Annotated in this window: 10 protein-coding genes; 1 reads left to right on the top strand and 9 read right to left on the bottom strand. The window is 63.6% G+C overall.

The features are described from left to right. On the bottom strand, positions 1-1,306 hold a 1,306-nt coding region (gene rimO / locus LO50_RS21090; protein ID WP_044316259.1), incomplete at its 3' end, for a 30S ribosomal protein S12 methylthiotransferase RimO. A 258-nt stretch (positions 1,307-1,564) separates the two neighbouring features. Here rimO and LO50_RS21095 point away from each other — a divergent pair. Next, positions 1,565-2,221, top strand: coding sequence for a hypothetical protein (locus tag LO50_RS21095; protein WP_014820579.1), 657 nt, complete (start codon positions 1,565-1,567; stop codon positions 2,219-2,221). A gap of 3 nt (positions 2,222-2,224) precedes the next feature. On the opposite strand, the gene LO50_RS21100 is transcribed toward LO50_RS21095, so the two are convergent. The 8 genes from LO50_RS21100 to LO50_RS21135 all read right to left on the bottom strand — a co-directional run. Continuing rightward, positions 2,225-3,295: an acyltransferase family protein gene (locus tag LO50_RS21100; RefSeq protein ID WP_044316252.1), complete on the bottom strand. Its 1,071-nt coding sequence runs from the start codon at positions 3,293-3,295 to the stop codon at positions 2,225-2,227. Positions 3,296-3,316: 21 nt separating this feature from the next. Continuing rightward, complete coding sequence (locus LO50_RS21105) at positions 3,317-4,390, bottom strand: glycosyltransferase (RefSeq protein ID WP_044316253.1); 1,074 nt, start codon at positions 4,388-4,390, stop codon at positions 3,317-3,319. A gap of 11 nt (positions 4,391-4,401) precedes the next feature. After that, complete coding sequence (locus LO50_RS21110) at positions 4,402-4,614, bottom strand: hypothetical protein (protein ID WP_014820576.1); 213 nt, start codon at positions 4,612-4,614, stop codon at positions 4,402-4,404. A 40-nt stretch (positions 4,615-4,654) separates the two neighbouring features. Continuing rightward, positions 4,655-4,984: a hypothetical protein gene (locus tag LO50_RS21115; protein WP_044316254.1), complete on the bottom strand. Its 330-nt coding sequence runs from the start codon at positions 4,982-4,984 to the stop codon at positions 4,655-4,657. A 42-nt stretch (positions 4,985-5,026) separates the two neighbouring features. Then, a complete protein-coding gene (locus tag LO50_RS21120; RefSeq protein ID WP_044316255.1) occupies positions 5,027-6,235 on the bottom strand; it encodes a glycosyltransferase family 4 protein in 1,209 nt (402 codons plus the stop codon). A gap of 48 nt (positions 6,236-6,283) precedes the next feature. Continuing rightward, complete coding sequence (locus LO50_RS21125) at positions 6,284-7,327, bottom strand: hypothetical protein (RefSeq protein WP_044316256.1); 1,044 nt, start codon at positions 7,325-7,327, stop codon at positions 6,284-6,286. Between the two features lie 54 nt (positions 7,328-7,381). Beyond that, positions 7,382-8,488, bottom strand: coding sequence for a glycosyltransferase family 4 protein (locus tag LO50_RS21130; protein WP_044316257.1), 1,107 nt, complete (start codon positions 8,486-8,488; stop codon positions 7,382-7,384). Between the two features lie 159 nt (positions 8,489-8,647). After that, positions 8,648-9,619, bottom strand: a 972-nt coding sequence (locus tag LO50_RS21135; protein WP_044316258.1) for a hypothetical protein, incomplete at its 5' end; no start/stop codon positions are given.

Consider the following 9,619-nt stretch of genomic DNA (forward strand, 5'->3'; position numbering starts at 1 on the left):
AGAGGTCGTACTCGTCGGCGTGGGTGACGCGCACGCGGACCTTGTCGCCCGGCTGCAGCGGTTTCTCGCTGTCGATGTAGACCATGCCGTCGATCTCCGGGGCGTCGGCCCAGGAGCGGCCGATGGCGCCGTCCTCGTCCACTTCATCGATCAGCACGTCGAGTTCCTTGTCGACCTTCAGCTGCAGGCGCGCGGCGCTGATGGCCTGCTGGTGCGCCATGAAGCGGTCCCAGCGATCCTGCTTGATCTCGTCCGGTACCGGTTCCAGGCCCATGACCTCGGCCGGTGCACCGTCAACCGGCGAATACTGGAAGCAGCCGACGCGGTCGAGCTGGGCTTCGGTCAGCCAGTCGAGCAGGTACTGAAAATCTTCTTCGGTCTCGCCGGGGAAGCCGACGATGAAGGTCGAGCGGATGGTCAGCTCGGGGCAGATCTCGCGCCACTTCTTGATGCGCGCGAGGGTCTTGTCTTCGAAGGCCGGGCGCTTCATGGCCTTGAGCACCTTCGGGCTGGCGTGCTGGAAGGGGATGTCCAGGTACGGCAGGATCTTGCCGGCGGCCATCAGCGGGATCACGTCGTCGACATTCGGGTACGGATAAACGTAGTGCAGGCGCACCCAGACGCCCATCTTGCCCAGCTCCTCGCACAGCTCGAGCATGCGCGTCTTGACCGGCTGGCCGTTCCAGAAATCCAGCTTGTACTTGAGGTCGACGCCATAGGCGCTGGTGTCCTGGCTGATCACCAGGACTTCCTTCACGCCGGCCTTGACCAGGCGCTCGGCTTCGCTGAGCACATCGCCCACCGGACGGCTGACCAGCTTGCCGCGCATCGACGGGATGATGCAGAAGCTGCACGTGTGGTTGCAGCCTTCGGAAATCTTCAGATAGGCGTAGTGGCGCGGGGTGAGTTTGATGCCCTGCGGCGGCACCAGATCGACGAAGGGGTCGTGCTCGATGTTCGGCGGCACCACTTCGTGTACCGCATTGACCACCTGCTCGTACTGCTGCGGCCCGGTGACGGCCAGCACGCTGGGGTGTACGCCGCGGATGTTGTTCTCGTCCACGCCCATGCAGCCGGTGACGATCACCTTGCCGTTCTCAGCGATCGCCTCGCCGATGGCGTCCAGCGATTCGGCCTTGGCGCTGTCGATGAAACCGCAGGTGTTGACCACCACTACATCGGCATCCTCGTAGGACGGCACGATCTGGTAGCCCTCCATGCGCAGCTGGGTGAGGATGCGTTCAGAGTCGACCGTTGCCTTGGGGCAACCCAAGCTCACGAATCCGACTGTTGGCGTTTTGCTCATCGACTTTGAACCTCGAAAACCGCGCATGAAAAAAGCGCGCGAGTATATAGAGCTGAGCATTTTTTAGCCAGACTGAAAGCGGCAGCGCTCGACCGTTCAGCGGTTCACCGTTCCATTGCCTTGGCCGGGAGCGTGGCGGTCTGGCTGGGCTAAACCTCGAACCATTGGTCGCAAGCGGCGGTCGTACTGCGAATCGTGTTACGCGAGGTATCAAAAGGCTATCATCGCCGCCTTCATTCAACCGGGGAAATGGACTTCATGAAAACGTTGCTATCGAAAGGCCTGGCGATGACCGCTGCCATGGCGCTGTGCACGAGCGCTTTGGCCGATGATGCGCTGTTCAAGGAGCATGTGTATGGCGCGCCGTTCAGCAAATACAGCAATCAGGCTGGCTATTACGATTGTTCTGTAGAAATTGGCGCTACCGCACTGTGCATAGATGACGTCAAATTCGTGGGGCACGCTTTTACCGCCGCTTTACTGTTCTCCGGCGACAAGCTTTATATGGTCAGTCTGTTGTCAGGTTTTGAGCAGCAGGCCTATGTACAGGCGGTCGCTGCGCTGGCCAAGACCTTTGCACTTGTCTCACTGGCTGATGCCAGTTCGCAGCTTGATCTTCTTGATCTGGACCGCCGTAGCAGCCGGCAGGATTTCGCAGCAAAGTTGTCCAGTTACGAAAGCGTGGCGGCTAACGCAGGAAACCTAACCTACACCTTCATCGAAGGTCTGGATCGTGCCAAGAAGCATCCTAATGTCACGACAGCAGTAGCTGCCGCCAAGGACAATACGCGTGTCGCTGAGCTGGTGATAATGGATGACGGCGCTGACTCGATACTTGCCGTCCGTTTTTCGTTTCCTAAACTGGAGGCAAGAAAGCTCAAGGACGCGCTCGCCAGTCCCGTAGAGGATTTTTAGCGATCAGCGATTGGATGTCGCAACTACCGGCGCCGTTGAGGGGCTCTGGCGCGGCAGGTAGCGCTTGAGCCGAAGCGCTGGCGATTCGACGAGGTGCCAGGACAGCACCGCGAGCGCCAGGCTGGCAGCGAAGCCAAGAAGCATGAAGGGAATCAGTGGCAGCTGGCCGTCGGTCCAGTGCATCAGTAGCTGCTGGACCGGGAAGCTGAAGATGTACAGGCCGTAGGAGAAGTCGCCGGCCTTGCCGAAGCCGGCCAGCCTCGGAATGCGCAGTTGGGCGAGGTAGAGCGTCAGGTAGGGCAGGGTCAGCACGTGCACCAGCTCCCAGTGATCGGTGCGGGCACTCACCAGGTTGGCAGCAACCAGCAGCGCAGCGATTTTCCAGTTCCAGCGAACGAGGTGCCGGTACAGATAGAGCAGCACGCCGGCATAGAAGAACATCCCCAGGCGAGTGGCCTTGCGCAGCAGATCGCTCTGCATCTCGTAGATCGGCATCAGGTGGAAATGCACACCCACCATCAGAATCAGGCCGATTAGCGCGCTGCTGCGGCCGAATACCTTGACGACTCCGAGCGTCAGCACTGTGGCGTACATCAGCACTTCGTAAGGCAGTGTCCAGAGCGAACCGTTGACGCTGTGGGGAAACGGGTTGGCCTCGAATACGCCGGGCAGGCGGAACTCGGTGATCAGCGCGGCATTGGCCAGGTAGGCGAGCGTGCCGGGGGCGGTGAAGTAATCGCCAAGCGGCAGCTCGGTGGCCAGCGGACCGATCAGCAGGACCACGAACAGCACCGAGACGATCAGTGCCGGCATGATGCGCAGGGCTCGCTTGGCGGCAAAATCCAGCACGCTGCGGCTGTTCAGCCAGGACGCCGCAATGAGGAAACCGCTCATCACGAAGAACACGTGTACGGCGATATCCGCCGAGTCGTAGCTGCCGCTGAACAGGCGCAGAGGTTCCCGGTCCGCCTGACCGGATAGGCCGTAGCTATGGCCGAACACGACCATCGAGGCGGCAAAGAAGCGCAGGAAATCGAAGTTGTTGTCTCTTGGCGCAGTGGTTGGCGCGTGCATCGGCTCCTCCTTGGAATGGGTTCAGCGCAACGGAAAGGTCTGATGCATCCCCAGCGAACGGTTCTCGCCGTCACGGATGGCCTGCTCGATCAGTTGCAGCCGTTCCGGAACCTGCTGTCGCCGGGCCACGTGCCGCAGCAGGCCGAGGAAGATGCTTCGGTTCAGCCGATACAGCCAGGGTGAGGCAGCCCAGACGTAGGTGTCGAACCAGGCCTGGTTGCGGGCGGTGTAGTACGCACGGAAGTCGGAATCACCGAGCAGGAAGGCTTCGTAGATGTTGCGGGTGTGCGCCTTGATGTTCCAGGACAGCTCCAGCTCGTCGATCAGCGCATCGGTCACCAGGCGCAGACGGCCGCCTTTGGCGGTGATGCGACGGGTGTACTCGGTATCGTCGGCGTAGAGCACCAGCTCGCGCAACGGCACCCCGATCGCCTCGTACAGGCTGCGATGGGCGAGCATGCCGCCATAGGGGGCGAAGGGCAGGTCGATGGCCCGCAGCGGCGTGCCGTTTGGCCGGCCCCAAGGCAGGCGGCGCCAGACCTTGTACGGCAGCTGCGCGACGTGAAAGCCGAAGTAGCTGGAACGCGGCTGGATGGCGAAACGGCTCGGTACGCCACGGGCGATGTCTTCCTGCTGACTGGGGCGAAAGCCCAGCACGGCGGCACGATGCAGCCCTACCTCGTCAGCCATTCGCGCCAGTTCTTCATGCAGCAGCCGCACCGCGGACGCGGTGGGGGCGTTGTCGTCATCCATCATCCAGATGTACTGCGCACCTTCGGCTAGCGCCGCTTCCAGCCCCACCGCATAGCCGTTAGCCGAGCCGGTGTTGTGCGCCAGCGGAATGATGCGCACCTGACCGGGCCAGCGGCTGGTCAGTTGTTCGAGTGGTGCGGTCGAGGCATTGCTGACCACCAGTACGCGGGTGATCTGTTCGAAGGCGAAGGCCTGCTCGATCAGTCGGCGCAGGTAAACCAGGCGGTCGCCGTAGGTCACCGTGACGATGGTGGTTTGCCGTCGCACCGGCATCTCGCCGGCGCAGGTGGCGGCTGCCTGTGCACTCTGCTTGCAGGGTTCGACGCGCGCGGTGTTCTGCACGGAATATCTCCTCAGCTCTGTTCAGGCGTGGCCAACGGCAGGCAGTCGGGCTGCTGCACATCGGCTGTCGTGCCTTCTTCGTTGGGGCTGAAGAAGGCATGGAAGATGCGGATGAATCCATTGCCCGACGGTCCGTCAGGCGCGCCGGGTGCGGGAATGAGTTCGGTGTAGGAATAGCCATCGGCCAGAATCAGCGACGTTCTGGATGTTTCTTCTGTGCTCATGCCTGTGCTCCTGCATAACCCGGTGCGGTAACCGCCCGGATCAGAATGAATAGCGCCTGCTGTCTGCCGGCGGACTCCAGAACGAACCGGACGCCGGTTCCGCGAATCGATACGGTTGATGAGCGGACGGGCTTTCCTGCTGCCCGCCGCCACTGGAGCCACAGCGTGGCGTGGCGTCGGTTGACGAGTCGCTGTAGGCGATGACGCTCGCACTGCCGGCGCTGGTGCAGGCCGGCAACTGGCCGGACGGGTTGGTCGGATCGGTGATCAGCGTGTCGGCGTTCACCGCAGCGCTGGCGGGCTCGATCGCTACAACGAGAGCGAACCCGAGCGCTCGGGTCACTCTCATCCACTTTTTTACTGTGTTCATCCTTGAAACCTCGTAAGTGAATGGGGTTGATGGGGACTACGCTCAGGCGTGCTTGATCGGCATCACGGCTGCCGGGTAGAGCGGCGTGCTGGGGGCCGGCAAGGGCGCGGAGCTCTGCTGAAGGTCGAAGGCCCTGGCTTCGCGCAGACGCGCGTCGACGAAGGCGCGGATTTCCTGCTGGAAGCGTTCGCTGGAGAAGCGCTCGGCATTGCGTCGGCAGTTTTCCGGGATGATGCGCGAGCACTGGGCCTCGAATTCGCCGATGGCGGCGATGAGCGAGGCGGTGGTCTGCTCCGGGTAGAACACGCCCGTGGGTTCGGCATGTTCGAGCCCGCGCACGGTTTCCAGTACGCCGCCGCGCCCGTAGGCGACCACCGGCGTGCCACAGGCCTGCGCCTCGATCGGCGCGATGCCGAAATCTTCTTCGGCGGCGAAGACGAATGCCTTGGCGCGCTGCATGTGTTGCAGCAACACTTCGAAACTCTGGTAGCCGAGCAGGGTGACGTTGGGCCCGGCCGCTTCACGGGCCTTTTCCATTTCCGGGCCGGTGCCGATGACGATCAGGCGTTTGTCCGGCATGGCCGCGAATGCCTCGATGATCATCGGCATCTTCTTGTAGGGCACCATCCGTGAGGCGGTGAGATAGAAGTCTTCCTTGGCCTCGTGCAGGGTGAACTGGCGGGTGTCGACCGGCGGGTAGATCACCGTGGATTGGCGCCGGTAGCTCTTGTTGATGCGCCGGCCGATGAAGTGCGAATTGGCGATGAACTCGTCGACGCCGCTGGCGGTGCGCTGGTCCCACATGCGCATGTAGTGCAGCAGCATGCGCGCCAGCTTGGCCTTGATGCCGCGCTCCAGGCTGGCTTCGTGCAGGTACTGGTGCTGCAGGTCCCAGGCGTAGCGGATGGGCGAATGCACGTAGCTGATGTGCAGCTGGTTGGGCCCGGTCAGCACGCCCTTGGCCACTGCGTGGCTGCTGGAAATGATCAGGTCATACGAGGACATGTCGAGCTGCTCGATGGCCAGCGGCATCAGCGGCAGGTACTTCTGGTAATGGGTGCGCGCCTTCGGCAGTTGCTGGATGAAGGTGGTGGTGGCGCGCTTGCCGCCGAGGTGGGCACGGTCGGCGTCGGAGAGAAAATCGATGACGGCGAACAGATCGGCGTCCGGCCAGACGGCGCACAGCCCGGCGAGCACGCGCTCGGCGCCGGCATACGTCACCAGCCAGTCGTGAACGATGGCAACTTTCATGGCATGACATCCTTGATCGAGAAAGAGTGAGCAGCGAGGCGGTGAGCCTCAGCGGCTGTGCAGGCGTGCCAGTGGCATCAGATCGCCCTGTCTGGTCAGGCGCCTGCCGGCGTGAGCCAGCGGCAGATCCAGCAACTGTCGGCAGAGCTGGGCGCTACCAAGGGCCAGCAGCAGGCCGAAGACAGCGCCAGCCAGGCTGGCGGCCGGGCCGGTCAGGCCGAGCGCCTGGGTCAGCAGCTCGCTCAGGCGCTGCATCGCCGACAGCAGCAAATAGAGTGAGTAGCTGAGGCTTCCAAGCCAGACGAGCGGCGGTGCCCGTAGCGGTAGCCGGCTAGTGACCAGCAGGAAGGTCACGATGGCCAGGGCATAGGTGAGCAGGTCCCGGGGCCAGGCGGTTGCGTCCGCAGACCAGCCGGCCAGGAAGATGATCGGCAGCACCAGCAGGTAGATTCGCAGCGTGTAGCGCGCATATTCGCGGGCTCGTCTGCGGGCGTAGCTGCTGCTTTCATGCTTGGCCTCGTACCTGAGTGATGCGAAAAACATCAGTGATAGCGCCAGCGGCAGCGTGACCGGTAGCTCTGTGTCCAGCAGCTGCCGCGCCAGGGCGAGCAGCAGCGCCACCGCCAGCAGCACGAGCGCGCAGCTGGTCCGCAGACTGACGCTGTGCAACAGGCCGAGCACCTGCAGCAGCAGGCAGAACCCGTAGAACAGCAGGATTGGCGGCAGCGCTCCGTAAGCGCCGATGACCTCGAACGCCATGGCGCTGCCTGGCGCGGCCACACCCGGCAGCCAGGCCGGTGCCGTCGGCAACAGAATGGCGGTCAGCAGCACCGCCAGCAGGTAGACCGGCAGCAGGCGCAGCAGGCGCAGCAGGCGGCGGACGACGAAGCCTCGCCCGCCGTCGACGCTGGAGTGCAGGCTGGCCGGCACGATGAAACCGCAGCACAGCAGGAACCAGAGCATCGCCAGCAGCCCGGGGTCCAGGGCGTGCTGCAGCGCCCAGCCGTCTGACAGTGGCAGCAGCAGGGTCTGGAAAATCAGGAGTAGGGCTGCGCTGCCGCGTAGCGCGTCGATATGCGCCAACCGTTCCATGGTCTGCCTCGCTTGATTGATGGAGTTGAATGTCGGGACTGCATTCGTCGCGCATCAGGGGCGGCCCGATGACCAGGCGATAAAGGACGGCGGGCTGGGCTTGCCCATCAGCGCCTTGTCGATCAGCTGCGATACGGTTTGCGCCGAGCGTTTCCACGAGTAGCGCTCCACATTGGCCAGGCCGAGGGTGCGCAGGTCGTCGCGCAGGCGCGCGTCCTGCAGCACGTGGCGCATGCAGCGTGCGATGTCCTCGATGTTCAGGGGCTCGAAATAGAGCACGCTCTCGCCGAGCACTTCGGGTATCGACGCGGCCCGCGCGGCGATCACCGGGCATCCGCAGGCCTGGGCCTCCAGCGGTGGAATGCCGAAGCCTTCGTAGAGCGAAGGAAACACGAAGGCGGTGGCGCCCTGGTATTCGCGCACCAGCTGATCGTCGTTCAGCCGGCCGAGAATGCGTACGCGCGGATTGCCATCCATGCTGGAGGTGGAGCCGGAGAACACCGAGTGCGAGTCGCCGACGATATGCAGCTCCACGTCATCGAAGCCTTCCAGGCTGAGGAAGGCCGCGACCATTCGCGCGAAGTTCTTGTGCGCGTTCGGGGAGGACACCGCCAGTACGTATGGCCTGGCATTGCCGCTGCGATCCGCGCCACTCGGCGGATGGAACTTGGCCGACACCGCGTTGGGGACGACGCAGATCTTCTCGCTCGGGTAGCCGTAGTAGCGGGCGATTTCCTTGCGTGAGAAGTCGCTGACGGTAATCAGCGCCTTGATGCGCTTGAGCAGCAGCGGCGTGAGCCCCTTGTAGACGCTGCGGAAGGCGCGCGAATAGCTTTCCGGATGGCGCACGTAGGTGATGTCGTGATGGGTGGCGATCTGGTTGCGGTAGATCAGCGGTGCCGTGTTGCACAGTGACACCAGCGGCGGATAGCCATGGCGCGCCAGCCAGAGAGGCAGGTCCAGCTGCTCCCACAGATGCCCGTGGTTCCGGCCGATCCGCCGCACCTGCAGGCGCTCGGCGCTGGCGTGCATGCGAATGTCGTCCGGCGCAATGAATGTCAGGTCCTTTCGCATGGCGGCAAGCTCAAGGCAGACCTGTTCGGCAAAACGTTGCACACCGCGGGTTTCCTGAGTCAGGAAACGGGCGTTGATGGCGATCATGTAGGGCTCTCCTTGCGGGGAAGGTGTGCGCCGCCAGGTGGCGGCTGGCGAAGCGATGCGTCGTGCTTGGCTGTCAATGTGGGTTGGCCAGCGCGTGCTGGTCCGGTTGCGTTTCGCCTGGGTGGCCGGTCGTGCGGTCAGTGCATGTCGCGACAGGGATCAACCGTCGTTCTGCACCGCGCGCAGGCTGATGATTTTCGGGAATCCATCGAGCTCCACCTCGGTGCTGCACGCCTTGCCTTTGCCCGGACACTTCCACTCGGTACTGGTCACCACGCGGCCGTGCTGGGGCTGGGCGGTATTGATCAGCGCCACCTGGCCCGCCTGGCCTTCGGCGTTCTGCAGCTCCACGGTCCGCGGTTTGCCGGTGCTCCAGGCGACTATCAGCTCATCGTCTGCGCGTGCGAATCGCAGCATCACCACGTCACCCGGAGTTTTCTCTTCGCGGCTGAGGAAGCTGTACTGGCTGACGATCGGGCTGATGGAGGCGAGCACCGAATAGGCCGGCTTGAGGGTGAAGTCCTGCCGTACCAGGCCGAAGTTGTGTTCGCGCTCGGTCTTGTCGGTGCCATCGTTGCGGAAGTCGTACCACCACATGCCCTTGATGCTCGGCAGCGTCTTGGCCAGGAAGAAGGCGCGGGCGAGGTAGGCCGCCTGCAGGCTTTCATCGATGCCGCATGCGCCCTGATGGGCGGGCCAGGCCATCTCCGTCAGGTAGAGCGGTACCGGGCGTCCGGCGGCGCGGGTCAGGTCCTTGTCGACCTCGCTCATCCATTCGATCCAGGCCTCTGGGGTGTTGCGCCGCCAGCCGCGGCAGTGCACGTAGGGATGCAAGGACAGGCCGTCCACCGATTGCATCAGGCCGTTCTCCAGCAGGCGCAGGGCGAAACCGGAGTCGATGCCCTGGCTGGTCACGGCGCCGGCGAGCACCTTGGCGCCGGGCGCGCGCTGCCGGATGATCCCGGACGCATCGGCGATCAGCCGCGCGTAATCCTGGGTGAATTCCGGGTCGCGCGGGTCCTCGACGTCCCATTCGTTCCAGATCTCGTAATAGGCGACCTTGCCTTTCAGCTCTTCGGTGATGAACTCGACATAGCGGTTGAATGCCGCCCTTACCGGCTCGCTGCGGGG

Origin of the sequence: Stutzerimonas stutzeri, assembly GCF_000935215.1 — a bacterium.
Lineage (GTDB): Bacteria > Pseudomonadota > Gammaproteobacteria > Pseudomonadales > Pseudomonadaceae > Stutzerimonas.